This is a genomic window from Streptomyces sp. NPDC050264 (assembly GCF_040655895.1).
GTDB lineage: Bacteria > Actinomycetota > Actinomycetes > Streptomycetales > Streptomycetaceae > Streptomyces.
The window spans coordinates 1-25158 of record NZ_JBFAKV010000049.1 but is presented as its reverse complement, the minus strand read 5'-3'; the positions used below and the strand labels follow the sequence as shown (position 1 = coordinate 25158).

Genomic DNA, 25158 nt, shown 5'->3' with positions numbered 1-25158 from the left:
GTGTCCTTCGCCTTGCTCGTGCCCTGCTGGATCTTGTCGCTGTACTTGCCCTTGCCTCACTCGGCGAACGTCGCCGACAGGGCCTCCGCGAGGCCGGGCACGAGCTTCGAGCCCGTGAGGACCTCGGTCGGCGAGTCCTTCTCGCGCAGCCGCAGAGCCGAGTCGCGGGAGCCGTCGCGCAGCACCGCGACCGTCATGCGGACCTCCTGGCGGTCCGGGTGCTCGGCGACCCACCGCGCGAGCTTCTTGTCGCTCAGGCCTTCCGGGACGGTCGCCTCGGCGGACGGCGGCAGCATGAGACGCTCCACAGTCAGGGCGCATCCCGCGACGGCGTCGGGCCAGGCGATGGTGCCGAGGAACTCGTCCAGCGCCTGGCCGGCCGGGATCTCGTCCTGCTCGATCGGGGTGAGGCCGGGGGCCGCCTGCTCGCCCTCCAGGCCGAGCTGGGTGGCGAGAGCGGGTTCCTGGGCCCGAAGTGCGGCGGTGTCGACGAGGGCGAAGAGGCGGGCGGGCTGGTCCCAGCCGAGGGTGGAGGCGTACTCGTCGATCTCGAGTACGGCCCGGGTGAGGGGGCTCGCTGCCATGGGAGTGTTGGACATGGTCACAATCCTGCCTCGTTCGTCCCCCGAACCGGGAACTGAGTAAAGCGTGAGTAAGTTGCATAGGTGATGGGTCCGCGATCTCGGGGGCCCGGCCGACCGATTACTCAACTTCGAGGTGCACACCTTGGCTTTCCAGATGCCGGACCGCGGCGGAGGCCCGACAGGGCCGCGGATCAGAGTGGGCCGCCCGTCCCGGCGGGCCCGGACGCTGCTGCTGACGCTGGGCGTCCTGGCCGTGCTCGGCATGGCCTTCGTCATGTTCGCCGGTTTCTGGACGGACTGGCTCTGGTACCGATCGGTCGATTACTCGTCCGTCTTCACGACGACACTGTGGACGAAGATCGGACTCTTCTTCGTCTTCGGTCTGCTCATGGCGCTCGCCGTCGGCGTGAACATCTGGCTGGCGCACCGGCTGCGTCCGCCGCTGAGCGCCATGTCGATGGAGCAGCAGAGCCTCGACCGCTACCGGATGGGCATCGCGCCCTTCAAGAAGTGGCTGCTGCTCGGTATCACCGCACTGGTGGGACTCATCGCGGGTGCCTCCGCCGCCAGCCAGTGGCGTACGTGGCTGATGTTCGTGAACGGCGTGCCCTTCCACCAGAAGGACCCGCAGTTCCACATGGACGTGTCCTTCTACGCGTTCGATCTGCCCTGGTACCGCTTCCTGCTCGGCTTCGGGTTCGCGGCCACCGTCATCGGTCTGGTCGCCGCCGCGCTGACGCACTACCTGTACGGCGGGCTGCGCATCACCAGCCCGGGCGCGCGGGCCACCGCGACCGCGACGGGTCATCTCTCCGTGCTGCTGGGCGTGTTCGTGGCCCTGAAGGCTGTCGCGTACTGGCTCGACAGGTACGGGCTCGCCGTGAAGTCGAGCGACTTCAAGGCGACCGACAACTGGACGGGCCTCAGGTACGTCGACGCCAACGCGTATTTGCCGGCGAAGACGATCCTGTTCTGCATCGCCGCCATCTGCGCGGTGCTGTTCTTCGCGACGCTGTGGCGCCGCACCTGGCAGCTGCCGGTCATCGGCTTCGGCCTGATGGTGCTCTCGGCGATCCTGATCGGCGGCCTGTACCCGGCCATCGTCCAGAAGTTCCAGGTCCAGCCGAACGAGCAGTCCAAGGAAGCCCCGTACATCGAGAAGAACATCGAGGCGACCCGCAAGGCGTACGGCATCGACACGGCGAACCCTGTCGACTACAGCGGCAAGAGCTCGGACGACACCAAGAAGCAGCGGTCGGACTCCGATTCGGCGGCCAGCTACCGGCTCAACGATCCGAACATCGTGTCGCCCACCTTCCAGCAGCTCGAACAGCAGCGGAAGTACTACCAGTTCCCGACGACCCTGGACGTGGACCGCTACAACGGCGTGGACACGGTCGTCGGTCTGCGCGAGCTGAACCTCGGCAAGCTGGACAAGCGCAACTGGATCAACGACCACTTCGTGTACACGCACGGCTTCGGCGCGGTGACGGCGAAGGGGACCTCGACGGCGCAGGGCGCTCCGCAGTTCACCGAGTCGGGTCTGCCGACCACCGGTGACCTGGGCGACTACAACCAGCGTGTCTACTACGGTGAGAAGACGACGCAGTACTCGATCGTCGGCGGGCCGCAGAAGGAGCTGGACTACGAGCAGGACGACGGCACGCAGAAGACCACGAGCTACACGGGCAACAGCGGCGTCAACCTCTCGAACCCGATCAACCGCGCCGCGTACGCGGTGGCCTTCAGCGAGCCGCAGATCCTCTACTCCGGTGCCATCGGCGATGGTTCGAGGATTCTGTACAACCGCACGCCGAAGGAGCGCGTCGAGGCCGTCGCCCCCTGGCTGACGATCGACGGCGACGCCTATCCGACCGTCGTCAAGGGTCAGATCAAGTGGGTCGTCGACGCGTACACGACGTCGAACGGATACCCGTACGCGTCTCGTACGACGCTGGGTGACACCACCGCCGACTCCCTCAACGAGGGTGACAACCAGCGCGCCGTGGTGACCCAGCAGAACCAGGTCAACTACATCCGCAACTCGGTGAAGGCGACCGTCGACGCGTACACGGGCGAGGTCAAGCTCTACACGTGGGACGACAAGGACCCGGTCCTGAAGACCTGGAAGAAGGCGTTCCCCGGCACGGTCGAGCCGAAGAGCGCCATCCCGGCCGACCTGAAGGAGCACCTGCGCTATCCGCAGGACATGTTCAAGGTCCAGCGCGAGCTGCTGAGCTTGTACCACGTCACGAACTCGGACCAGTTCTACAACGCGTCCGACGCCTGGCAGGTCCCCAACGACCCGACCAAGAAGGACAACAGCGCGGTCCCGCCGTACTACCTGTCCATGAAGATGCCGGGTCAGACCAGTCAGCAGTTCTCCCTGACGACGACGTTCACGCCCAGCGGCCGGCCCAACCTGAGAGCCTTCATGGCGGTCGATGCCGACGCCACCAGTAAGGACTACGGGACAATAAGGCTCCTGAGAGTCACCGAGGACAAGGTCTACGGACCTGAGCAGGTGCAGAACAAGCTCAACTCCTCGAATTCCGTGGCGAACTGGGTGCGCGACATGAAGGGCGCGGACTCGACGGTCCTGTACGGCAATCTGCTGACGGTGCCCCTCGACAAGGGCTTCTTGTACGTGGAGCCGATCTACGCCCAGGGACGCAACGCCGAGTACCCGCTCATGCGCAAGGTCGCGGTCTCCTACGGTGACCGGATGGGCTTCGCCGACTCCTTGTCGGAGGCGCTCAACCAGGCCTTCGAAGTGGACGGGGCGTCGCCGGCCGAGCCGGAGAAACCCGGTGGGGACACGACGAAGCCACCGGCGAACTCCACGGTCAAGGAAGCGCTCGCCGACGCCGAGAAGGCCTTCGAGGACGGTCAGAAGGCCCTCAAGGAGAGCGACTGGGCCGCGTACGGCGAGGCGCAGGACAAGCTCGCGGAGGCGTTGAAGCGGGCCGACAAGGCCCAGACGCAGGCCGACAAGGACGCCAAGCAGAACAGCGCCGCCGACGACAAGAGCGACGACAAGAGCGACGACAAGAGCGGTGACAGCGCCAGTAAGAGCGGTGACAAGGAGGCCGCCGGCGGCTGAGTCAGGAGCCCCCTCGCGCCGTGGTACGGTTTGAACACAACGGCGCGGGGTGGAGCAGCTCGGTAGCTCGCTGGGCTCATAACCCAGAGGTCGCAGGTTCAAATCCTGTCCCCGCTACTGATGATCGAAGGCTCGGAAGCATCAGCTTCCGGGCCTTCGGTGCGTCAACGCCCAGGGTGTCACGAGCCGCTGGCATGTGCGAAGCGTGTATCAAGTCCGTGCGAACACTGCTCCGCCCGGGGCGAGTTGGGAGAATCGTGTTTCACTTGTCTCCCTGTGGGCATGTCGACAAAACGCTGAAGTGACCTCAATGGCTGGCGGTATACCAGGTGTACCCGGGTTGCGGGTGGTGCGACGATGGACGTTATGGGGGACAAGGCAACTCTGTTGGAGACAGGGCGGTTTGTGCAGCCTTCCAACCGGGATGAACCGGGCGAGGCGGTAGAAGAAGCACGCCAACGGCTGGCTGCCGAGGCCGGCGACGTCGAGGCGATGAGTGTCCTCGGCGCCATGTTGCTGCGCCGCGGTGACTTCGACGGAGCCGAGCCCCTGCTGCGCGGTGCCACGGGTGAGGGCGACCGCGCCGCCGCCAACAACCTGGGTGTCCTGCTCCACCAGCGTGGCTACGCGGACGAGGCCGCCGGATGGTGGCGGGTCGCGGCCGTCGCCGGTTCGGCCCCGGCCGCGCACGCGCTCGGCCGCCACTTCCGCGAGCGCGGTGACGAGCCGGCCGCCGAGTACTGGCTGCGCCAGGCCGCCGAGCAGGGCCACACGCTCGGCGCGTACGCCCTCGCCGATCTCCTGGAGCACCGCAGCGACGTCGGCGCCGAGCGCTGGATGCGGGTCGCCGCCGAGCGCGGGCACCGCGAGGCCGCGTACCGGCTCGCCCGCGCCCTGGACCGCAAGGCCGCACGGCTCGGCCCCGAGGACGTCCTGGTCAGCGTAGAGAACAAAGAGAACAAGCAGCCGGCGGCCGAGGCCGAGCGGTGGTATCGGCAGGCCGCCGCGCGCGGGCACCGGCGCGGCGCGCTGCACCTCGGCGCGATCCTGGAGAAGCGCGGCGAGCTGAAAGAGGCCGGGCGCTGGTACCTGACGTCCGCGAAGGACGGCGAGCCGCGCGCCGCGTGCGCCCTCGCGTTCCTGCTGCGCGACGCCGGGGACGAGGAGAGCGCCGCCGTGTGGTGGCTGCGTGCCGCGCAGGACGGCGACGGCAACGCGGCGAACGCGCTGGGCGCGCTGCACGCCCAGCGCGGCGAGACGCAGACCGCCGAGCGCTGGTACCGGGCCGCCATGGACGCGGGCGACAACAACGGCGCGTACAACCTGGGGCTGCTGTGCGCCGAGCAGAAGCGCACCGCGCAGGCCGAGAGCTGGTACCGCCGTGCCGCCTACGCGGGCCACCGCGAGGCGGCCAACGCGCTGGCCGTGCTGCTCCTGCAGAACGGTGACGCGGTCGGCGCCGAGCCCTGGTTCTCCAAGGCGGCGGAGGCCGGCAGCGTCGACGCGGCCTTCAACCTCGGCATCCTGTACGCGGGCCGGGACGACGAGGCGGACGTGCAGAAGGCCCTGCAGTGGTACGAGCGGGCCGCCGCCGGAGGGCACACGGAAGCCGCGCTGCAGGCCGGCATCGCGCGCCTGCGCGAAGGCGACGAGCCGACCGCCGAGCGGCACCTGCGCTGCGCCGCCGGCGGGGGCAGCCCGGAGGCGGCGTACCGGCTCGCCTCGATGCTCGACGTGCGCCGCCCGCCCGCGGTCCGGCACGAGCTGGGCGAGCCCGTCACCGCGAAGAGCGAGTGCGAGGAGTGGTACGAGCGGGCCGCCGAGCACGGGCACCGGCGCGCGCAGGTCCGCGTCGGCATGCTCGCCGCCGTGCGCGGTGACGTGGTCGAGGCGGCGCGCTGGTACCGGGAGGCCGCGGAGGCCGGCTCGCGCAACGGCGCGTTCAACCTCGGGCTGCTGCTCGCCCGCGAGGGCAGCGAGCCGGAGGCGGCGCTGTGGTGGACGCGGGCCGCGGACGCCGGACACGGCCGGGCCGCGCTCCGGCTCGCCCTGCTGTGCGCGCGGCGCGGCGATCTGGTCGAGGGCCAGAAGTGGGCCTGCCGGGCCGTCGACCTCGGGCCGGCCGAGGTGTCCGAGCGGGCCGGACGGCTGCGCGACGCCCTGCGCCAGGAGCTGTCGGCCTGAGCGCGGACCGGGGCCCGGACGGGCCCCGGTATGAATTTGCGCTGGTCGGAGCCGTCCCGTAAGGTTGTGTTCAACGGCGCGGGGTGGAGCAGCTCGGTAGCTCGCTGGGCTCATAACCCAGAGGTCGCAGGTTCAAATCCTGTCCCCGCTACTGAAGACCTGAGGCCCGGAACCAGTTGGTTCCGGGCCTCAGGCGTGTTTCCGGAAAGCCGGGAAGCCGGAAAACCGGGCGGACAAGAGATCTACGACGTATGGCCCACGGCCTCCTCGTACAGGCGCCTGTCCACCGTCCTGGACTCCGGCAGCGGATCGCCCTCCGATACTCCCGCCGCCTTGTACGCCTTCTGCAGGCGGTCCGTGGTGCCCGCGCGGATCTCCCAGTCCATGCGCAGCGACGGCGTCGACTCCAGAACGCTCTTGTCCGTCTTCAGCAGGCCCGCCAGCTCGGTGACGAACGCGGGGTCCTTCTTGTAGTCGCCCGCGAAGTACGTGTTCACGGTGCGCGTGTACGCGCGCAGGAACGCGACGCCCGCGTCCGGGTCCTCCTTGAGCAGCTTCGGGCCGAACAGCAGACCGCCGAGCGGTTCGCCCTCCGGCTGACCGCCCAGGAAGGCGAAGCGCGGGTCGCTGTCGATCCTGCGCCAGACCGGGTCGAGCAGCCAGGCCGAGTCGACGCCGCCGTTCTGCAGGGCGGTCAGCACGTCGGCCGAGCCCAGCTGCTGGAACTGGATCTTGTCGAGGCCGCCGCCGTGCTTCTTCAGCGCGGTGTCCATGGGGTACGCGATGACGGACCCCTTGCCGATCATCGTGCCCATCTTCCGCCCCGCCATGGGGACATGGGACGCGGACTGCCCTTCTTTCAGGCGCACCCACAGGCCGCTCTTCGACTTCGGGTCGGGGGAGAAGTTACCGGCGACCCATTTGATGTCGAAGCCGCCGAGGATGCCGTTCATGACAGCCGCCTCGGGCGCGGCCCACTGGGCGTCGATGTCTCCCTTGGCGAGCAGGGGGAGAGCGTCGGGGGTGGGCAGCACCTTCAGGGTGACGTCCAGGCCCTCCTTCTTGAACTCGCCCTTCTCGACGGCCATTTCGAGGGGTGCCACGTACTCTGCGGCGAGCGTGCCCGTCGCGATCGTGAGCTTGCGTGTCCTGGCGAGCCTGACGGGAGCGGGGGCGCCCGAGGCGCAGCGGGCCGGTTTTCGGTCCGGGGCGAGGTCGGAGGGGTCCGTCCAGCTTCCCTTGCCGCAGCCTGCGACTGCCTTGATCGTGCGGGGTTTCGCGACGGCGTCGGGCGGGGTGTCGTTCTTGGCGCAGGCTGTCGCGGTGGCGAGCAGGGCGCCGGTGAGCAGCAGGGACGTGAGCAGGGGTGCGAGCCGGGACATGGGCCGGGACGACGGACCGGTGGATGGCGTGCGCATGGAGCCTCCGTACACGTCATACGTAGACGTCATGCGTCATACGTAGCTGGGAAGGGGGTTCAGGACTGGCCGCGGCCGCGGTCGCGGGGGGCCCAGGGGGTGAGCAACCGGCCCGTGAGACGCACCAGTTCGGAGAAGACGACGCCGAGCACGGCCACACAGAGGATGCCGACGAACATGACGTCGTTCTGGAAGAGGGCGCGGGCGTCGAAGATGAGGTGGCCGAGGCCGTTCGCCGCGGCGATCTGCTCCGAGGCGACGATCACCAGGACCGCGACGCCCGCCGCGATGCGCGCCCCGACGAGGACGGCGGGCAGCGAGGCCGGGAGCAGGACGTGCCGGAACATCTGCCACGGGGACGCGCCGAAGACCTGGCCGGCGTCGCGGTGTCCGGCGGGGACGGAGAGGACCGCCGCCATCGTCGAGATCCACACGAAGAAGAAGACCGTCGCCGCGACGAGCGCGACCTGCGGGCCCTCGCCGAGTCCGAACATGTTCAGGAACACCGGGAGCAGCGCCAGCTTCGGTACGACGTAGAGCGCGTCGAGGAGGGGTTCGAGCGCGGCTCGGATCAGGGAGACCGAGCCCATGAGGAGGCCCAGGAGATAGCCGGTCACCGTGCCGACGACGTAGCCGGCGAGGACGCGTTTGAGGGTGGCCCACACGTCCGGCCACAGGTCGCCGTCGGCCGCGCGGTCCCAGCCGTCGGCGAGGATCGTGGAAGGGGCCGGGTAGACGCGGTCGTCGATCCAGGACTGGGCGGCCGCCAGCTGCCACAGCAGGACAAGGGCGAGCGGGACGGCGATCGCGAGGGAGAGTTCGAGGGCGCGGCGCCTGCGGCGGGTACGCGCGGGATGGAGTTCCTGGGGGCCGGGGGAGCGGACCAGGACCCCCTCGCGGTCCTTGGCGGGGAGGGTCGTGGTCATGCCGGGCCGCCTCCTGCCGTAGTCATGCCAGTCATGCCGGGACCGCATCCTGGTGCACCTCGCCGCGCAGCAGGTCCCACAGCTCGCCCTTCAGCGCGGTGAACTCGGAGGTGCTGCGGATGGAGCCGGTGCGCGGGCGGGTGAACGGCGGCCGGCGTTCGGCGATCACCCGGCCGGGGCGGGCCGACATGACCAGGACGCGGTCGCCGAGGACGATCGCCTCCTCCAGGCTGTGCGTGATGAAGAGCGTGGTGGTGCGGGTGGTCTGGGTGAGGGCGAGGAGTTCGTCCTGGAGGATCGTGCGGAGCTGCGCGTCGAGCGCGGCGAACGGCTCGTCCATGAGAAGGATCTCCGGTTCCACCGCCAACGCCCTTGCTATCGCGACGCGTTGACGCATGCCGCCGGAGAGCGCGGACGGGTAGGCGTCCGCGAAGTCGGCCAGGCCCATCCGGGTCAGCCAGTCGCGCGCCCGGGCGGTCGCCTCGCGGCGCGGGACCTTCTGGATGTCGAGGCCGAAGCGGATGTTGCCGAGGACCGTCTTCCAGTCGTGGATGCCGTAGTCCTGGAAGATCATCGCGGCCGGGCGGGGGCTGTCGGTGCGGATCTCCAGGGTGCCGGTGGAGGGGCGGGTGAGGCCGGCGGCTATCCGCAGAAGCGTCGACTTGCCGCAGCCGGACGGGCCGACGACGCAGACGAACTCGCCGGGGGCGACCGTGAGGTCCAGGGGACCGAGGGCGTGGGTGGGGCCGAAGGTTCGGGTGAGTTCGCGCGCTTGGAGCTTGGGTTTCACGGGGCCCTCCGGGGGTGCGGCGGGATCTGGTGGGCGCCCGTGAGGATATGACGGTGTGTCAGATTGTGGAAGAGGGGGTGGTGCGTGGGTGTGTTGTTGCCGGGTGCGGGTTGTGTTGTTGCTCGCGCTGTTCCTCGCGCCCCTCAAGGGCGCAAAAAAGGCCCGCACCGATGAGTGCGGGCCTTCTGATCCAGCAAAACTTACGTCGCGCAGTTCGGGCAGACGCCCCGGTACGTGACCTCCACGTCCGAGATCGTGAAGCCGAAGCGCTCCGAGTCGGGGAGTGTCGACAAGGGGTTGCCCGTCGGGTGGACGTCGCGGATCTGGCCGCACCGGGCGCAGACCAGGTGCTGGTGCGGCCGGTGCGCGTTCGGGTCGTAGCGCTTCGCCCGCTTGTCCGTGGCGACCTCGATGACCTCACCGAGCGACACCATCTCACCCAGCGTGTTGTACACCGTGGCCCGCGAGATCTCGGGGAGCTTCGCGACGGCGCGTGCGTGCACCTCGTCGGCCGTCAGGTGGACGTGGTCCCCTTCGAGCACCTCTGCCACGACGCGCCGCTGCGCGGTCATGCGCCAGCCGCGTTCGCGCAGTCGGTCCAGGAGGTCACTCATGGAAACCAGCCTAACAGCAGGGGACCTGAATCCCGAACGAATGTGACTTTGGAGTCTTGCTTGACTTAGACATTGTCCATTGTAGGATCAACGGTGGCTTAGGCCAAGCGACAGGACAGACTCCGGAAGGGTTCGCATGACCGAGAACCATGAAGCAATCGTCACGGACGCGAAGACGGAGGAGACGGGCGGCTGCCCGGTCGCTCACGGCCGGGCCAAGCACCCGACCCAGGGCGGCGGCAACACCCAGTGGTGGCCGGAGCGGCTGAACCTGAAGATCCTCGCCAAGAACCCGGCGGTGGCGAACCCGCTCGGTGAGGACTTCGACTACGCAGAGGCGTTCAACGCGCTGGACCTGCCGGCCGTCAAGCGTGACATCGCCGAGGTGCTGACCACCTCGCAGGACTGGTGGCCCGCCGACTTCGGCAACTACGGCCCGCTGATGATCCGGATGGCCTGGCACAGTGCCGGTACGTACCGCATCAGCGACGGCCGCGGTGGCGCCGGCGCGGGCCAGCAGCGGTTCGCGCCGCTCAACAGCTGGCCGGACAACGGCAACCTCGACAAGGCCCGTCGCCTGCTGTGGCCGGTCAAGCAGAAGTACGGCCAGTCCATCTCCTGGGCCGACCTGCTGATCCTCACGGGCAACGTCGCGCTGGAGACGATGGGCTTCAAGACCTTCGGCTTCGCCGGTGGCCGTCCCGACGTGTGGGAGTCGGAGGAGGACGTCTACTGGGGCCCCGAGAAGACCTGGCTCGGCGACGAGCGCTACACCGGCGACCGCGAGCTGGAGAGCCCGCTCGGCGCGGTGCAGATGGGCCTCATCTACGTGAACCCCGAGGGCCCCAACGGGAACCCGGACCCGATCGCCGCGGCCCGCGACATCCGTGAGACGTTCCGCCGCATGGCGATGAACGACGAGGAGACCGTCGCGCTCATCGCCGGTGGCCACACCTTCGGCAAGACGCACGGCGCCGGTCCCGCGGACAACGTCGGCCCCGACCCCGAGGCCGCCCCGATCGAGCAGCAGGGCCTGGGCTGGGCGAACACCTACGGCTCCGGCAAGGGCGGCGACGCCATCACCAGCGGTCTGGAGGTGACCTGGACCAGCACCCCGACCCAGTGGGGCAACGAGTTCTTCGACAACCTCTTCGGCTTCGAGTGGGAGCTGACCCAGAGCCCCGCCGGTGCCAACCAGTGGGTCGCCAAGGATGCCGAGGCGACCATCCCCCTCGCGCACGACGCGACGAAGAAGCAGCTCCCGACGATGCTCACGACCGACCTGTCGCTGCGCTTCGACCCGATCTACGAGCCGATCTCGCGCCGCTTCCACGAGAACCCGCAGGAGTTCGCGGACGCCTTCGCCCGCGCCTGGTACAAGCTGACGCACCGTGACATGGGTCCGGTCGTCCGCTACCTGGGCCCGGAGGTTCCCGCCGAGACGCTGCTGTGGCAGGACCCGCTGCCGGAGCGTACGGGCGAGGTCGTCGACGCCGCGGACATCGCCGCCCTCAAGGAGCAGGTGCTCGGCTCGGACCTCACGGTCGCGCAGCTGGTCTCCGCGGCCTGGGCCTCGGCCTCGGCCTTCCGTGGCAGCGACAAGCGCGGCGGTGCCAACGGCGCCCGCGTCCGCCTGGAGCCGCAGCGCAACTGGGAGGTCAACAACCCGGAGGAGCTGGCGCAGGTGCTCCGGACGCTCGAGGGCATCCAGGAGTCCTTCAACGCCAAGGGCGGCAAGCAGGTCTCGCTGGCCGACCTGATCGTCCTCGCGGGCTCCGCGGCCGTCGAGAAGGCCGCCAAGGACGGCGGCTTCGACGTCGAGGTGCCCTTCTCGCCGGGCCGGGTGGACGCCACGCAGGAGCAGACGGACGTCGAGTCGTTCGCCGCGCTCGAGCCGGCCTCCGACGGCTTCCGCAACTACATCGGCAAGGGCAACCGCCTGCCGGCCGAGTACCTGCTGCTCGACAAGGCGAACCTGCTGACGCTGAGCGCCCCCGAGCTGACCGTCCTCGTCGGCGGCCTGCGCGTCCTGGGTGCCAACACCGGCGGGTCGAAGCACGGCGTCTTCACCGACCGGCCGGGCACGCTGACCAACGACTACTACGTCAACCTGCTCGACATGGGTACGGCGTGGAAGTCGACGTCCTCCGCGCAGGACGAGTTCGAGGGCCGCGACGCGAGCGGCGCGGTCAAGTGGACCGGCACCCGCGCCGACCTGGTCTTCGGTTCCAACTCGGAGCTGCGTGCGGTGGCCGAGGTCTACGCGAGCGACGACGCCGGGGAGAAGTTCGTGAAGGACTTCGTCGCGGCGTGGAGCAAGGTCATGGACCTGGACCGGTTCGACCTGGTGTGACGTACGCGAAGTGAGACAGGAGGGCCGGTTCCCGCGGGAGCCGGCCCTCCTCGTCATGTCCGGGCTGCCTCCTAGACCGTCAGGGTCGGCGCGTGCTGCCTGGCCGGGGTCCAGCAGCGGATGATGTCGCGAACCGAGACGATGCCGACCGGCTCCTGGCGGTCGAGCACGACGAGATGGCGGAAGCCGCCGTGCGTCATCGCCTCCGCCGCGTCCTCCAGCGTCCACGCCGGGGCGGCGAAGACGACATCGGTGGTGGTGTGGGTGTCGGCGGTCTCGTGGTCCGGATCCTGGTTCAGGCCGAGTGAGTTGAGGATGTCGCGTTCGGTCAGGATGCCGAGGCCGTAACCGTCGGGGTCGAGGACGACGGCCGCTCCGACGCGGCGCGCCGACATCAGCCGGGCCGCCTGGCGCAGGGTGTGGGTGGGGCCGATGGTGAGGACCATCGTGCTCATGGCGTCACGGACGAGCATGGATGGAGCCACCTTCCTGTGGAAGTTACTTGTGGAACCGCCCCCGTTCCGGCCGATCCGCTGTGATCGGTCCGAAAACGAGAAAGGGTTCACAAGTTCACAAGTGGGGGGACTCTCAGAGTTACAGGTAAAGGGAGTGTCAACAAGAGGGCGCGGGAGGTGAGTTGAGGGGCGCCCGTGGGTCGTACGAACGCTCGTCAGCGCTCGCTGAGATAGCTCAGCAGGTCGTCGTGGAGCAGCCCGTTCGACGCCGCCGCGTTGCCGCTGTGCGGGCCGGGACGCCCGTCGAGGCCGGTGAAGGTGCCACCCGCCTCGGTCACCACGATCGCGGGCGCCGCCATGTCCCACAGCGACAACTCGGGCTCGGCACACAGGTCGATCGAGCCCTCGGCCACCATCATGTAGGGCCAGAAGTCGCCGTAGCCGCGGGTACGCCACACGGACCGGGTCAGGTCCAGGAACCCGCCGAGGCGGCCCTGCTCCTCCCAGCCCGTCAGCGAGGAGTACGCGAAGGAGGAGTCGGCCAGGCGGTTCACCTTGGACACGTGCAGCCGGGACGCCGAGGTCAGGCTGCGGCCGGTGAACGCGCCGGCGCCCTTCGCCGCCCACCAGCGCCGGCCGAGCGCGGGCGCCGAGACGACGCCGACGACCGGCTGGTAGCCGCCCTCGCCCGCCTCCATCAGGGAGATGAGCGTGGCCCAGACCGGGACGCCGCGGACGTAGTTCTTGGTGCCGTCGATCGGGTCGATGACCCAGCGGCGCGGGCCCGTGCCCTCGACGCCGTACTCCTCGCCGAGGACCGCGTCGCGCGGCCGCGCCCGCTGGAGGTGATTGCGGATCAGCTCCTCGGCGGACTTGTCGGCCTCACTCACCGGCGTCATGTCCGGCTTGGTCTCCACCTTCAGGTCGAGCGCCTTGAACCGGTCCATCGTCGCGGCGTCGGCGGCGTCCGCGAGGACGTGGGCGAGACGCAGATCATCGTGGTAGTCGGGCATGACTGCACAGTATCGATCGTGGCCGGTCCGGGGCCACAAGGCCCTCGGTCCCGGACCTCGCCGCACCGGCCGCGTGCGGGCTATTGACAGGGGGGACAAGCCCGTCAACTCTGGCGAAACAAGCCGTACGGACACGGCGGCCCGGGGAGGCGACGATGCCTGCAGCGCGGGAATCCTTACTGGACGCGGCCTTCACGGCGCTCGCACGACGCCCCTGGTCCGGGGTGCGCATGGTTGATGTGGCGGCGACCGCCGGGGTCTCCCGGCAGACCCTCTACAACGAGTTCGGCAGCAAGGAGGGCCTGGCCCGCGCCCTGGTGCGGCGCGAGGCCGACGCCTATCTCGCGGGCGTCGACCGGGCCTTGAAGGAGGGCGGTCTCGACACGGTCGCCGAGTGGACCGTGGCGAGCGCCCGCCGCAATCCGCTGGTGCGGGCCGCGCTCACCGGCTGCTGGAGCGAGCGCCTGCCCTCGCCGACGCTGTCCGCCGTGCCGTCCTCGTCGGCGGTGCCGGCGCAGCGCCGCGCGGACGGACCACTGCCCGCCCCCGCCGACCTCGTCACCTCCGTACGCGACCGGGCGCTCGCCGCGCTCGGGGCGGCGGGCGCGGCCAAGACGGATGCGGAGGCACTCGCCCGGGACTGCGAACTGGCGGTGCGGATCGCGCTGTCCTGCGTCATGGTGCCGCCGGGGGACGGCGGCGTCGTCCGGCTGGTGCGCGAGGCACTGCGGCCGGGGCGGGTCCAGCTCAGGTGAGGGCTACTTGAGCCAGCCGATCTTGGTGTAGTCGCGGCCGGCGAGGCCCTCGGCGCCGTAGTTCGCGAGGCCGGAGCGGACCGCGACGATCTGCGGGCGCTGGTACAGCTCGATGGAGTGGCCGAGCTTCCACAGCTCCTTGTCGGCCTCGTTGTAGAGCTTGTTCGCAGCGGCGGTGTCGGTGGTGCGCTGCGCCTTCTTCAGCAGCTCGTCGATCTTCGGGGAGCCGATGGAGCCGTAGTTCTGGAAGAGGTTCTTGCCCTGCGGCTGGAGGAACGTCGGGACGACGACGCTCTTGAAGACGGCGTCGACGTTGCGGAAGCTCGTCAGGTCGAAGTTCCCGGTGTTCACGAACTTCGGGAAGTAGTCGTTGGCCGGGACCTTCTTCAGCGTGATCTTGATGCCGACCGCGGCCAGCTGCTGCTGCACCAGCTCCGCCTGGTCGAGCTGGGCCGACGAACTGCCCGCGCTCAGCGTGTACTCCAGCGTCAGCTGCTTGCCGTCCTTGGTACGCGGCTCGCCCTCACCGGCCGACTTCCAGCCGGCCGCGTCGAGGAGCTTGCCGGCCTTCTCGGGGTCGTACTTCCCGTACTCACCCGAATTGTTCTGGTACCCCTCCTGGTTGGGCATGAAGAAGTGGTTGTCGAGCGGCTTCAGCTCGAAGGAGAGGTCCTTGCTGAAGGCGGTGTTGATGCCCTTGCGGTCGATCGCGTTGCCGAGCGCCTGGCGCACGCGCACGTCCTTGAGCGGGCCGTGCGCGCCGTTCAGCGTGATGTGCACCTCGTCCCAGCGGGCGCCGCGCCGGATGTCCGTGCCGGGCGCCTTCACGAGCCGCTTGTAGTCCTCGGGCAGCAGCGCGGTCGCCGCGTCGACCTCCTTGTTGAGGTACGCCTCCGTGGACGCCGTGAAGTCGATGGTGCGGTAGACGACCGAGTCCAGCTTGGGCTTGGGACCCCACCACGCGCCGTCCGGAACGATGGTGATCGTCTGCGCCGTCTTGTCGATCTCCTTGATCTTGAAGGCGTTCGCGGTGACCGGGAGCTTCTGCGCCCACCCCTTGTTGAACTTCTCCGGGGTGTCGATGTACGCCGCCGGGTACAGCGGGTCGAAGAGGTTCTGCCACTCCGCGTACGGCTTGTCGAAGGTGATGCGGACGCCGTGCGCGTCCTTGCCCTGCTCGACCTTCGAGATCTGCTCGTAGCCGTCGGTGGCGGCCGCCTCGTAGTTCTTGTCCGAGCCGCTCAGCGCCTTCCACTGGGCGCGGAAGTCCTTCCAGCTCAACGGCTTGCCGTCGGACCACTTGGCCTTCGGGTTCAGCTCGTACTCGACGATCTGCGGGTCGGTGGAGACGACCTTCGCCGAGAGCAGGAAGTTGGCGTTGACGTGCTGGGCGCCCTGGGCGTCGTTGTCGAACAGGTCGGGCAGCAGCGCCGCGTCGACCTCTTGCGCGTCGCCCATGAAGCCGTCGGGGGTGTTCCAGTTGAAGTTCGCGGGCCACGTCGACAGGCCCATCTTCAGCGTGCCGCCCTGCTTGAGGTCGCTCACCGGATGCGCGTTGACGTCCTGCCCGTCCACCGCCGGCGCGGCCTGCTTCTTCACCGGCTTGTCGTCGTCGGACGACCCGCAGCCCGCGACCACCAGGGTGGCCGACAGGGCAGCGGCTATGGCGGTGACGGTGGTTCTGCGCATGGTGGGTCGTCCTCCGGGTCGTGCGCGGCCGGATCCGCGGCCGCGGTCGGCGAGACCGTAAGCCCGCGGCGGCCGCCCGTGGAAGGGCCTTCGGGAGATGACATGCGCTCTTCATGATGTGGCAACAAATCGCGATCATGCTTGCTGCTGCACGTCGTTGACCTGCACGAACAGCCGCAGCGGTACAGAGGAAGGGGGCGGAACGGGTGCCGGGATACCTGGCGAAGCGGATCGGCTACTACGTCCTCCTGCTCGCTGTCGCCATCTGCCTCTCGTACCTCATCGCCTCGCTCGCCCTCTCCCCGCGCGCGTACTACGAGGGGCGCCAGCCACCGTTGTCGCCGTCGGCGGTCGACCACCATCTGACCGCGATCGGCGTCAACGACCACCGGCCGCTGCCCGCCCGGTTCCTCACCTGGGCCGGGCACGCCGTGCGCGGCGACCTGGGCGAGACCATCGACGGGGCCTCCGTGAGCGCCGAGTTCGGGCGCCGGATCGGGGTGAGCCTGCGCCTCCTCCTGCTCGGCACGGTCGCCGGCACCGTGCTCGGCGTGGTCGCCGGGGCGTGGACGGCGGTGCGCCAGTACCGGCTCTCTGACCGGGCGCTCACGGTGGCGTCCTTCGCGCTGCTCTCGACCCCGGTGTTCCTGCTGGCGGTGCTGCTCAAGATCGGCGCGATCTGGTTCAACCAGCAGACCGGCACGGACGTCATCCAGTTCACCGGCGAGAAGAGCCCCGGCATCGACTCCGGCTTCTGGGCCGTGCTCAAGGACCGCTCGGTGCACCTGCTGCTGCCGACGGTCTCCATCGCCCTCGGCGCCATCGCCTCCTACAGCCGCTACCAGCGCTCCGCCATGCTCGACGTGCTCGGCGCCGACTATCTGCGCACCGCCCGCGCCAAGGGCCTCACACGCCGCACCGCCCTCCTCAAGCACGGCCTGCGCACCGCCCTCATCCCCATGTCCACCTTCTTCAGCTACGGCTTCCTCGCCCTGTTCACCGGCGCCACCTTCACCGAGACGATCTTCGGCTGGCACGGCATGGGCGAGTGGTTCGTCTCCTCCATCGGAAAGAACGACGTCAACTCCGTCGTCGCCGTCAATGTCTTCGCCGCCGTGGTCGTGCTGCTCTCCGGCTTCCTCGCCGATGTCCTGCACGCCGCCCTCGACCCGCGCGTCCGCCGCGCCTGAGAAGCCGCCATGACCACCCCCCTGGTAGAGACAGCGCCCCGCGCCATCGCCCGGCCCAAAGGCCGCGGCTCCGTCGTCGCGCGCCGCTTCCTGCGCAACCGCGGCGCCCTCGCCGGGGCGTGCGTCCCGCTGCTGCTCGTCGCCCTCGCCGTGTTCGGCCCGCACGTCACCTCATGGACGTACGAGAAGGTCGACTACACGGCGCTGCGCGCGGCGCCCTCGGCCGACCACTGGTGGGGCACCAACCGGATCGGCCAGGACGTGTTCGCGCAGACCGTGCGCGGGCTGCAGAAATCCCTGGTCATCGGGGTGCTCGTGGCCCTCTTCTCGACCGGGCTCGCGGCGTTCGTCGGTGCCTGCGCCGGGTACTTCGGGGGCTGGGCCGACCGGCTCCTGATGTTCGTGGTCGACCTGCTCCTCGTCTTCCCCTCCTTCCTGATCATCGCGATCGTCTCGCCGCGGCTGCGCGGCGCCGGCTGGTTCGCGTTCGTGGGGCTGCTCGCCGTCTTCGGGTGGATGATCACCGCGCGGGTCGTGCGGTCGATGACGGTGTCGCTGAAGGAACGCGAATTCGTGCGCGCGGCGCGGTACATGGGCGTCGGGCCGTTCACCGTGATCCGGCGGCATGTGCTGCCCAACGTCGCCTCGTTCCTCATCATCGACGCCACCATCGCGGTCGGCGGCGCCGTGATGAGCGAGACGGCCCTGTCCTACTTCGGGTTCGGCGTGCAGGCGCCGGACGTCTCGCTCGGCACGCTGATCGCCTCGACGACCGGGGCCGCGATCACCTACCCCTGGATGTTCTTCTTCCCGGCCGGCCTGCTGATCGTCTTCGTACTCGCGGTGAATCTGGTGGGCGACGGGCTGCGCGACGCGCTCGACCCGGCCGCCTCGGGAAAGGGCGCACGCCGTGCTGCTTGAAGTGAGCGCTCTGCACGTCGAGTTCGACGGAAAGCCCGCCGTGCGGGGCGTCGACCTGAGCCTTCGACGCGGTGAAGTCCTGGGCCTGGTGGGGGAGTCGGGCTCCGGCAAGTCCGCGACCGCGCTGGCCCTCCCGGGTCTCCTGCCGGACAACGCGACCGTACGGGGATCAGTACGCCTCGACGGTCAGGAACTGGTCGGCGCCTCCGACCGGGAGCTGTCGCGGGTGCGCGGCGCGCGCATCGGCATGGTCTTCCAGGATCCGCTCTCCGCGTTCACGCCCGTCTACCGGATCGGCGACCAGATCGCCGAGGCCGTCCGCGCCCACCGCGACGTGTCCCGGGCGGCCGCGCGGGACAGGGCCGTCGAACTCCTCGACCTCGTCGGGATACCCCGGGCGCGGGAACGGGCCGACGCCTATCCGCACGAGTTCTCCGGCGGCATGCGGCAGCGCGCGATGATCGCGATGGCCATGGCGAACGACCCCGACGTCATCGTCGCCGACGAGCCGACGACCGCGCTGGACGTGACGATCCAGGCCCAGGTCCTCGACGTGCTGCGCACCGCCCAGCGGGAGACGGGCGCCGCCGTGCTGCTCGTCAGCCACGACCTGGGGGTCGTCGCCGGGATGGCCGACCGGGTGGCCGTGATGTACGCGGGCCGGGTGGTGGAGAGCGGACCCGTCGACGACGTGTTCCGGGCGCCCGGAATGCCGTACACGCTGGGGCTGCTCGGCGCGGTGCCGCGGATCGACGCGGCGGCCGACGTGCTGGTGCCGGTACCCGGAGTGGCGCCCGGGGCGGGGGAGTCGGGGGCGGGCTGCGCCTTCGCGCCGCGCTGCCCGCTGGCCGAGGAACGGTGCGTGAAGAGCGTGCCGGAGGCGGTGGCCGTGGGGGCTTCGCACAGCGCGGCGTGCGTGCGGACCGGGGACGTGGTGGGGCTCGCGCCCCAGGACGTGTTCCCGGTCCCCGACCTACCGGCCCGAGTCGGTCAACAGGGGCGCGGCGAAACGGTGTTGAAGGTACGCGGCCTCGCCAGGACCTTTCCCGTGTACAAGGGGTCCGCCTTCAAACGGCGGGTCGGCAGCGTGTACGCCGTCGACGGCGTCGACCTCGACATCGCGCGCGGCGAGACCCTCGCCCTCGTCGGGGAGTCCGGCTCGGGCAAGTCGACCACCCTCTTCGAACTGCTCGAACTGAAGCGGCCCGAGGGCGGCGACATCGAACTGTTCGGGCAGTCCGTCGGCGGGCTCGGGGCGGCCGAGCGGCGGGCCGTGCGCCGTCGCATGCAGATCGTGTTCCAGGACCCGATGGCCTCCCTCGACCCGCGGATGCCCGTCGGCGACATCGTCACCGAGCCGCTGCGCGCGCAGGGCGTCGGCCGGGCGGCCGCCGCCCTGCGCGGACCCGGACTCCTCGAACTCGTCGGACTCGACCCGGCGCACACCGAGCGCTACCCGCACGAGTTCTCCGGCGGGCAGCGCCAGCGGATCGGGATCGCGCGCGCCCTGTCGGTCGAGCCCGACCTGCTGGTCCTGGACGAGCCGGTGTCCGCCCTGGACGTGTCGGTGCAGGCGGGTGTGGTGAACCTGCTGAGCCGGCTCAAGGCCGAGCTGGGGCTCGCCTACCTCTTCGTCTCGCACGATCTGTCCGTCGTACGCCACATCGCCGACCGGGTCAGCGTCATGTACCTCGGGCGGACCGTGGAGTCGGGACCCGTCGAGGACGTCTTCGCACACCCGCTGCACCCGTACACACAAGCCCTGCTGTCCGCGGTACCGGTACCCGACCCGCCCAGGGAACGGGAACGCGGACGCGAGCGAATCCTCCTCGCCGGAGACCCACCGAGCCCCACGGCGCGCTATACGGGGTGCCGGTTCCGGGCGCGGTGCGCGGTGTACGCGGGCCTGGGCGAGGCCGAGCGGGCGCGGTGCGAGGGAGAGGTTCCGGTGGCGCCGGGGGCGCGCGTGCACGAGGCTGCTTGCCACTTTCCGCGGGTGCGGGGGGTGGTGTGAGCGGAGCCGGTCGGCACCGGGGACGAGGCTCGGGGGCTTGCCCGCTCCGACGCCCTGGGCCCCGGGCGGGTGCGCGGTGGGTCGTCGCGCCTTGAGGTTCTGGTTCTGTCCGGTGGGCTGTCGCGCCTTGGTGGTCCGCTCTGCCTGGTGGGGCGTCGCGCCATGAGGGTCCGGCTCTGCCCGGTGGGTCGCCGAGCCCTGGCGGTCCGGCACTGGCCGGTGGGGCGTCGCGCCTTGAGGTTCTGGTTCTGTCCGGTGGGCTGTCGCGCCATGAGGGTCCGGCTCTGTCTGGTGGGTCGCCGAGCCTTGGTGGTCTGGTTCTGGCCGGTGGGTCGCCGCGCCTCGGCGGTCTGGTGAATGGCCGGTGCGCTGTCGCGCCTTGGTGGTCCGCTCTGCCTGGTGGGGCGTCGCGCCATGAGGGTCCGGCTCTGCCCGGTGGGTCGCCGAGCCCTGGCGGTCCGGCACTGGCCGGTGGGGCGCCGGGTGAGTTGATCTGGCAACTGCGTCAGTGTGCCGAGCCCGAGAGCTGTAGGCCGATCACGCCCGCCACCACCAGGCTGATCGAGACGATCTTGAGGGTGGAGACCACGTCGCCCAGGAAGACCATTCCGTAGATCGCCGTGCCCGCCGCGCCGATGCCCGTCCACACCGCGTACGCCGGACCCACGTCCAGCTTCTTCAGGGACAGCGTCAGCAGACCGAAACTGCCCAGCGCGAAGGAGGCGAACGCGACCGTCGGCCACAGACGCGTGAAGCCGTGCGAGAGCTTCAGACACACGGCGAAACCGGTCTCCAGAAATCCAGCGACGATGACCAGCAGCCACGCCATGTGATGTGCCTCCCGCGTTCACTGATCCCGTACGGCTTCGATCTTGCGTCCGGCTTGGTGCGATTATGCCTTTACCGGTGCGCCGGGGCAGCAAACCCGTCAGAGGTCAGTCGCCCTCGCGGCGCTCCCGCGTGGCGAGCAGACGGCGCAGCGAGTACAGCCGCGCCGGATCCGCGTGCCCCTCCGCCACCCAGGCGTCCAGGGCGCATTCCGGCTCGTCGTGGCTGCACGCGCGCGGACAGTTCTCCGTCCCGGGCTCCAGATCCGGGAACGCGTGGATGACCCGCGACGGATCCACATGGTGCAGCCCGAACGAGCGCACGCCCGGAGTGTCGACCACCCAGCCCGCGTCGTCCGGCAGCGGCAGGGCCCGCGCCGACGTGGTCGTGTGCCGGCCGCGCCCCGTGACCGCGTTGACATGGCCTGTCGTACGCCGCTGGTCCAGCGGCACCAGCGCGTTCACCAGCGTCGTCTTGCCCACACCCGAGTGCCCGACGAACGCGGTGATCCGCCCGTCCAGCTGCTCGCGCACCCGCGCCACCGCCGTGCCGTTCTCCAGCTCCTCGCGGCTGGTCACGACGTACGGGATGTCGAGATCCCCGTACAGCTCCAGCAGCTTGTCCGGCGGCGCGAGGTCCGACTTCGTCAGGACCAGCAGCGGTTCGAGCCCGCCGTCGTACGCCGCCACCAGACAGCGGTCGATCATGCGGGGCCGCGGTTCGGGATCGGCCAGAGCCGTCACGACGGCGAGCCGGTCGGCGTTGGCGACGACGACCCGCTCATAGGGGTCGTCGTCGTCCGCCGTACGGCGCAGCACCGAGGTGCGCGGCTCGATGCGGACGATCCGGGCGAGCGTGTCCTTCTTGCCGGACAGGTCGCCGACCACGGCCACCTGGTCGCCGACGACCGCGGCCTTGCGGCCCAGCTCGCGGGCCTTCATCGCGTACACCGGGTGGTCGTCGATGAGGACGGTCAGCCGTCCCCGGTCGACGGTGAGGACCATGCCCTCCGCCGCGTCCTCGTGCTTGGGCCGGATGTTCGTCCGCGGCCTGTTCCCCTTGCGGTTGGGGCGCTGGCGGATGTCGTCCTCGTCGGTGTGCTTGCCGTAGCGGCGCATCGCTCTACGTTCCCTACGGCCTGTCGGACCCGAGCATTGCGGTCCACATGTCGGGGAAGTCCGGCAGCGTCTTGGCCGTCGTCGCCACGTTCTCGATCCGTACCCCCTCCACCGCCAGACCGATGATCGCGCCCGCCGTCGCCATCCGGTGATCGTCGTACGTGTGGAAGACCCCGCCGTGCAGCGCGCGCGGGCGGATGTGGAGGCCGTCGGCCGTCTCGGTGACGTCGCCGCCCAGCTCGTTGATCTCCTTGGTGAGCGCCGCCAGCCGGTCCGTCTCGTGCAGGCGCAGGTGCGCGACGCCGCGCAGCGTCGAGGGGCCGTCGGCCAGGGCCGCCACCGCCGCGATGCCCGGGGTCAGTTCGCCGACCTCGCCCAGGTCCACGTCGATGCCGTGGATCGACCCGGAACCGGTGAACTCGAGCCCGTTCTCGGTGAGTTCGCAGGCGCCGCCCATCCGCGTGAAGATGTCGCGCAGCGCGTCGCCGGGCTGCGTGGTCTGCTCCGGCCAGTCCGGAACGGTCACCTTGCCGCCGGTGACCAGGGCCGCGGCCAGGAACGGCTGCGCGTTGGACAGGTCCGGCTCGATGACGATGTCCCGGCCGAGCAGCGCGCCCGGCGTGACCCGCCACACATTGGCCTCGCCGCCCGACTCCGGGGTGTCCACCTGCGCGCCCACCGCGCGCAGCATGTCCACCGTCATCCGGATGTGCGGCATGGAGGGGAGGGAGGAGCCCGTGTGGCGGACCTCCACCCCCTGGTTGAAGCGCGGCGCGGACAGCAGCAGCGCGCTCACGAACTGGGAGGACGACGACGCGTCGATCTCCACCGTGCCGCCGTCGAGCGCCCCGCCGCCGTGCACCGTCAGCGGCAGCGCACCCCGCTTGTCGTCGTCGATCCGGGCGCCGAGCGCACGCAGCGCGTCGATCACGCCGTGCAGCGGCCGCTCGTACGAACGGGGATCGCCGTCGAACCGGATCGGCCCGTCGGCCAGCGTCGCGACCGGCGGCAGGAAGCGCATGACCGTGCCCGCGTTGCCCACGTCGACCGTGGCCGGGCCCGCGAGTCCGGAGGGGATGACGCGCCAGGCCTCACCCGAACCGTCCGGGCCCACGCCCTCCTCGATGCCCACGCCCATCGCGCGCAGCGCGCCCGCCATCAGCAGGGTGTCGCGGGAGCGCAGCGGGCGGCGCAACCAGCCCGGCTCGGCGGCGAGCGCCGCCAGGACCAGGGCCCGGTTGGTGACGGACTTGGACCCCGGCACCGAAACGGTCGCGTCGACGGCTCCGCTCGCGAGAGGGGCGGGCCAGAGGGCGGTGGGCGCGGGGTGCGTGGTCATGCCTTTACTTTAGTGGGCCCGCCCCCGGCCACCTGCTCACAGGTCGAGCAGCCAGCGGCCCCCGCCCAGCAGTGAGCACAGTGAGACGGCGTGGAAGAAAAAGAGCCACATTCCCGCGGGGACGTGCGTGAGGCGGGAGAGCTGGTCGGCGTCCGAGTCGCCCGCGCCTCCCCTGCGGCGCTTGCCCTGCAGCTCGAACGCGGGGCGTACGCCTCCCAGGAGCAGGAACCAGACCACCGCGTACGCGAACGCTGCCTGGACCTGGGGGCCTGCCAGCCAGGAGACCAGGAGGAACGCTCCGCCGGTGATGACGACCGTCAGCACCCCGTACGCGTTCCTGATCATCAGCAGCATCGCCACCAGCAGGACCGTCGCCAGCCAGAGCAGCAGCGTGATGTGGCCCGTCGCCAGGAGGGCGGCGCCGCCCAGGCCCAGCAGCGGCGGGGCCGTGTATCCGGCCACCGCGGTCAGGATCATGCCCAGGCCCGTCGGTTTGCCGCGGCTGACCGTCAGGCCGCTGGTGTCCGAGTGCAGCCTGATGCCGTCCAGGCGGCGGCCCATCAGCAGGGCGATCAGGCCGTGGCCGCCCTCGTGGGCGATGGTGATCGCGTTGCGGGAGAGCCGCCAGACGGTGTGCGGGACGATCGCTGCGAGCGCGACGACGCCGGTGGCGATGACCACCCACTGGTCAGGGTCGGACTGGGTACCGAAGATCCGGTCCCAGAGGCTGGCGTCCATGTGTTCCGGCTGCTCCCGTTCGGTGGTGGTCCGGGTTCTCGTTCTGGCACTGTGGCACGTATGTGCGGACGGTTTGCATCGAGTCGTGGGCCCGAGGATCTCGCAGGAATCTTTGAGATCGAGAAGTGGGAGCCGGAGGAGGCCTATGAGCCCGACTTCAACGTGGCCCCCACCAAGGAGGTCTACGCCGTTCTCGACCGCCCCGTGAAAGACGCCGGGGATCCGCGTCCGGTTCGCCAGCTGCGCAAGCTGAAGTGGGGGCTCGTGCCGTCCTGGGCCAAGACGCCGGAGGGCGGGGCCCGGCTGATCAACGCGCGGGCCGAGACCGTGCACGAGAAACCGTCGTACCGGCGGGCCTTCGCCACGCGGCGCTGCATCGTGCCCGCCGACGGGTACTACGAGTGGGTGACCGGGGTCGGGGAGCGGGATCTCGAGGTCGAGGGGAAGAAGAAGCGGCCGCGAAAGCAGCCGTATTTCGTGACGCCGGCCGACGGGTCCGTGTTCGCGATGGCCGGGCTCTACGAGTTCTGGCACGACCGGACGCTGCCGGACGAGCATCCGCTGGCCTGGTGGGTGACGTGCTCGGTGATCACCACCGAGGCGGAGAGCGCTCCGCTCGGGGTGGCGCCCGAGAGCGGGCCGCGCTCGCTCGCCGACATCCATCCGCGGATGCCACTGATGTTGACGCCGGATCGGTGGGACGCGTGGCTGGACCCTGCGCGGACGGAGGTGGACGAGCTGCGGCCGCTGCTGGCCGCTCCGCCTGAGGGGCTGATGCGGGCCCATCCCGTGTCCACGGCGGTCAGCAACGTCCGCAACAACGGGCCCGAGCTGTTGAAGGAGCTGGACGGGCCGGAGGAAGAGACGCTGTTCTGAGTGGGCGGGGCGGGGTCGCTGGCTGCGCCTTGCGTCCCTGGGGGGTGGGGCGGGGCCGTGGCGGGGTTCCTCCTCGGCCGGATCGGTGTCGTCGTTTCTTGCATGCCGTAGGCGGGTCGTCCGGCGCGGAGTTTCTGCGGTGTCCTGCGGTGCGCCTCGTCACGTGCCCGCCCTGTTGTGTCGTGGGGCGGGGCCGTGGCGGGGTACCTCCTTGGCCGGATCGGTGTCGTCGTTTGTTGTATGCCGTAGG

20 protein-coding genes and 2 tRNA genes are annotated in these 25158 nt (G+C 70.2%); 10 read left to right on the top strand and 12 right to left on the bottom strand.

What is annotated here, in order from left to right; genetic code table 11:
• Positions 1–56: 56 nt before the first annotated feature.
• A complete protein-coding gene (locus AB0J02_RS42215; RefSeq protein ID WP_363199223.1) occupies positions 57–599 on the bottom strand; it encodes a PPA1309 family protein in 543 nt (180 codons plus the stop codon).
• A 139-nt stretch (positions 600–738) separates the two neighbouring features.
• Here AB0J02_RS42215 and AB0J02_RS42210 point away from each other — a divergent pair, with 139 nt between their 5' ends.
• The 4 genes from AB0J02_RS42210 (at position 739) to AB0J02_RS42195 (ending at position 6022) form a co-directional block, all read left to right on the top strand.
• Positions 739–3687 carry a UPF0182 family protein gene (locus AB0J02_RS42210; RefSeq protein ID WP_363199226.1) on the top strand — a complete coding sequence of 983 codons (2949 nt, stop codon included), beginning with the start codon at positions 739–741 and terminating at the stop codon, positions 3685–3687.
• Between the two features lie 43 nt (positions 3688–3730).
• Positions 3731–3804, top strand: a tRNA-Met gene (locus AB0J02_RS42205).
• Positions 3805–4044: 240 nt separating this feature from the next.
• Positions 4045–5871, top strand: a complete 1827-nt coding sequence (locus tag AB0J02_RS42200; RefSeq protein WP_363199222.1) for a tetratricopeptide repeat protein — start codon at positions 4045–4047, stop codon at positions 5869–5871.
• Between the two features lie 77 nt (positions 5872–5948).
• A tRNA-Met gene (locus AB0J02_RS42195) sits at positions 5949–6022 on the top strand.
• Positions 6023–6113: 91 nt separating this feature from the next.
• On the opposite strand, the gene AB0J02_RS42190 is transcribed toward AB0J02_RS42195, so the two are convergent.
• The 4 genes from AB0J02_RS42190 to AB0J02_RS42175 form a co-directional block, all read right to left on the bottom strand.
• Entirely contained in the window at positions 6114–7253 is a 1140-nt protein-coding gene (locus tag AB0J02_RS42190) for an ABC transporter substrate-binding protein (protein ID WP_363199225.1), read from the bottom strand.
• A gap of 95 nt (positions 7254–7348) precedes the next feature.
• Entirely contained in the window at positions 7349–8215 is an 867-nt protein-coding gene (locus AB0J02_RS42185) for an ABC transporter permease (RefSeq protein WP_363199221.1), read from the bottom strand.
• 31 nt (positions 8216–8246) lie between these two features.
• Positions 8247–9005 (bottom strand): ABC transporter ATP-binding protein, encoded by a 759-nt coding sequence (locus AB0J02_RS42180; RefSeq protein ID WP_363199220.1) that lies wholly within the window; start codon positions 9003–9005, stop codon positions 8247–8249.
• 200 nt (positions 9006–9205) lie between these two features.
• On the bottom strand, positions 9206–9619 hold the full coding sequence (locus AB0J02_RS42175) for a Fur family transcriptional regulator (protein ID WP_363199219.1): 414 nt from the start codon (positions 9617–9619) through the stop codon (positions 9206–9208).
• Between the two features lie 136 nt (positions 9620–9755).
• On the opposite strand from AB0J02_RS42175, the gene katG reads away from it, so the two are divergent.
• Positions 9756–11972 carry a catalase/peroxidase HPI gene (gene katG / locus AB0J02_RS42170; protein WP_363199218.1) on the top strand — a complete coding sequence of 739 codons (2217 nt, stop codon included), beginning with the start codon at positions 9756–9758 and terminating at the stop codon, positions 11970–11972.
• A gap of 71 nt (positions 11973–12043) precedes the next feature.
• Here the strand turns inward: katG and AB0J02_RS42165 are convergent, their stop codons facing one another.
• Together AB0J02_RS42165 and hisN are read right to left on the bottom strand one after the other, a co-directional pair.
• Entirely contained in the window at positions 12044–12445 is a 402-nt protein-coding gene (locus AB0J02_RS42165; protein ID WP_363199217.1) for a CBS domain-containing protein, read from the bottom strand.
• A gap of 197 nt (positions 12446–12642) precedes the next feature.
• Positions 12643–13440, bottom strand: a complete 798-nt coding sequence (hisN, locus tag AB0J02_RS42160; protein WP_363199216.1) for a histidinol-phosphatase — start codon at positions 13438–13440, stop codon at positions 12643–12645.
• 155 nt (positions 13441–13595) lie between these two features.
• Here hisN and AB0J02_RS42155 point away from each other — a divergent pair, with 155 nt between their 5' ends.
• Positions 13596–14195 carry a helix-turn-helix domain-containing protein gene (locus tag AB0J02_RS42155; RefSeq protein WP_363199215.1) on the top strand — a complete coding sequence of 200 codons (600 nt, stop codon included), beginning with the start codon at positions 13596–13598 and terminating at the stop codon, positions 14193–14195.
• Between the two features lie 3 nt (positions 14196–14198).
• Here the strand turns inward: AB0J02_RS42155 and AB0J02_RS42150 are convergent, their stop codons facing one another.
• Positions 14199–15884 carry an ABC transporter family substrate-binding protein gene (locus tag AB0J02_RS42150; RefSeq protein WP_363199214.1) on the bottom strand — a complete coding sequence of 562 codons (1686 nt, stop codon included), beginning with the start codon at positions 15882–15884 and terminating at the stop codon, positions 14199–14201.
• A 206-nt stretch (positions 15885–16090) separates the two neighbouring features.
• On the opposite strand from AB0J02_RS42150, the gene AB0J02_RS42145 reads away from it, so the two are divergent.
• Genes AB0J02_RS42145 through AB0J02_RS42135 form a run of 3 tightly spaced genes read left to right on the top strand, consistent with a single transcriptional unit; the run spans position 16091 to position 20009 of the window.
• Positions 16091–17074, top strand: a complete 984-nt coding sequence (locus AB0J02_RS42145) for an ABC transporter permease (protein WP_363199213.1) — start codon at positions 16091–16093, stop codon at positions 17072–17074.
• A gap of 9 nt (positions 17075–17083) precedes the next feature.
• Positions 17084–17995 (top strand): ABC transporter permease, encoded by a 912-nt coding sequence (locus AB0J02_RS42140; protein WP_363199212.1) that lies wholly within the window; start codon positions 17084–17086, stop codon positions 17993–17995.
• On the top strand, positions 17988–20009 hold the full coding sequence (locus tag AB0J02_RS42135) for a dipeptide ABC transporter ATP-binding protein (RefSeq protein ID WP_363199224.1): 2022 nt from the start codon (positions 17988–17990) through the stop codon (positions 20007–20009). The genes AB0J02_RS42140 and AB0J02_RS42135 overlap by 8 nt, the downstream gene beginning before the upstream one ends.
• Positions 20010–20514: 505 nt before the next feature.
• Here AB0J02_RS42135 and AB0J02_RS42130 read toward each other — a convergent pair.
• From AB0J02_RS42130 to AB0J02_RS42115, 4 genes are all read right to left on the bottom strand, one after another.
• On the bottom strand, positions 20515–20838 hold the full coding sequence (locus tag AB0J02_RS42130) for a multidrug efflux SMR transporter (protein WP_363199211.1): 324 nt from the start codon (positions 20836–20838) through the stop codon (positions 20515–20517).
• Between the two features lie 106 nt (positions 20839–20944).
• Positions 20945–21955, bottom strand: coding sequence for a ribosome small subunit-dependent GTPase A (gene rsgA, locus AB0J02_RS42125; protein WP_363199210.1), 1011 nt, complete (start codon positions 21953–21955; stop codon positions 20945–20947).
• A gap of 13 nt (positions 21956–21968) precedes the next feature.
• The gene (aroA, locus tag AB0J02_RS42120) at positions 21969–23294 is read right to left on the bottom strand and encodes a 3-phosphoshikimate 1-carboxyvinyltransferase (RefSeq protein WP_363199209.1); all 1326 of its coding nucleotides are present in this window, start codon (positions 23292–23294) and stop codon (positions 21969–21971) included.
• Positions 23295–23330: 36 nt separating this feature from the next.
• Complete coding sequence (locus AB0J02_RS42115; protein ID WP_363199208.1) at positions 23331–24032, bottom strand: M50 family metallopeptidase; 702 nt, start codon at positions 24030–24032, stop codon at positions 23331–23333.
• A 60-nt stretch (positions 24033–24092) separates the two neighbouring features.
• On the opposite strand from AB0J02_RS42115, the gene AB0J02_RS42110 reads away from it, so the two are divergent.
• Positions 24093–24908 carry an SOS response-associated peptidase gene (locus AB0J02_RS42110; protein WP_363199207.1) on the top strand — a complete coding sequence of 272 codons (816 nt, stop codon included), beginning with the start codon at positions 24093–24095 and terminating at the stop codon, positions 24906–24908.
• Positions 24909–25158 lie beyond the last annotated feature (250 nt).

Coding starts and splice junctions, on each gene's coding strand:
- AB0J02_RS42140 (WP_363199212.1), top strand. CDS start 17,084: ATGACCACCCCCCTGGTAGAGACAGCGCCCCGCGCCATCGCCCGGCCC.
- hisN (WP_363199216.1), bottom strand. CDS start 13,440: ATGCCCGACTACCACGATGATCTGCGTCTCGCCCACGTCCTCGCGGAC.
- rsgA (WP_363199210.1), bottom strand. CDS start 21,955: ATGCGCCGCTACGGCAAGCACACCGACGAGGACGACATCCGCCAGCGC.
- AB0J02_RS42175 (WP_363199219.1), bottom strand. CDS start 9,619: ATGAGTGACCTCCTGGACCGACTGCGCGAACGCGGCTGGCGCATGACC.
- AB0J02_RS42130 (WP_363199211.1), bottom strand. CDS start 20,838: ATGGCGTGGCTGCTGGTCATCGTCGCTGGATTTCTGGAGACCGGTTTC.
- AB0J02_RS42190 (WP_363199225.1), bottom strand. CDS start 7,253: ATGTCCCGGCTCGCACCCCTGCTCACGTCCCTGCTGCTCACCGGCGCC.
- AB0J02_RS42155 (WP_363199215.1), top strand. CDS start 13,596: ATGCCTGCAGCGCGGGAATCCTTACTGGACGCGGCCTTCACGGCGCTC.
- AB0J02_RS42115 (WP_363199208.1), bottom strand. CDS start 24,032: ATGGACGCCAGCCTCTGGGACCGGATCTTCGGTACCCAGTCCGACCCT.
- AB0J02_RS42185 (WP_363199221.1), bottom strand. CDS start 8,215: ATGACCACGACCCTCCCCGCCAAGGACCGCGAGGGGGTCCTGGTCCGC.
- katG (WP_363199218.1), top strand. CDS start 9,756: ATGACCGAGAACCATGAAGCAATCGTCACGGACGCGAAGACGGAGGAG.
- AB0J02_RS42110 (WP_363199207.1), top strand. CDS start 24,093: ATGTGCGGACGGTTTGCATCGAGTCGTGGGCCCGAGGATCTCGCAGGA.
- AB0J02_RS42215 (WP_363199223.1), bottom strand. CDS start 599: ATGTCCAACACTCCCATGGCAGCGAGCCCCCTCACCCGGGCCGTACTC.
- AB0J02_RS42210 (WP_363199226.1), top strand. CDS start 739: ATGCCGGACCGCGGCGGAGGCCCGACAGGGCCGCGGATCAGAGTGGGC.
- AB0J02_RS42200 (WP_363199222.1), top strand. CDS start 4,045: ATGGACGTTATGGGGGACAAGGCAACTCTGTTGGAGACAGGGCGGTTT.
- AB0J02_RS42165 (WP_363199217.1), bottom strand. CDS start 12,445: ATGCTCGTCCGTGACGCCATGAGCACGATGGTCCTCACCATCGGCCCC.
- AB0J02_RS42150 (WP_363199214.1), bottom strand. CDS start 15,884: ATGCGCAGAACCACCGTCACCGCCATAGCCGCTGCCCTGTCGGCCACC.
- aroA (WP_363199209.1), bottom strand. CDS start 23,294: ATGACCACGCACCCCGCGCCCACCGCCCTCTGGCCCGCCCCTCTCGCG.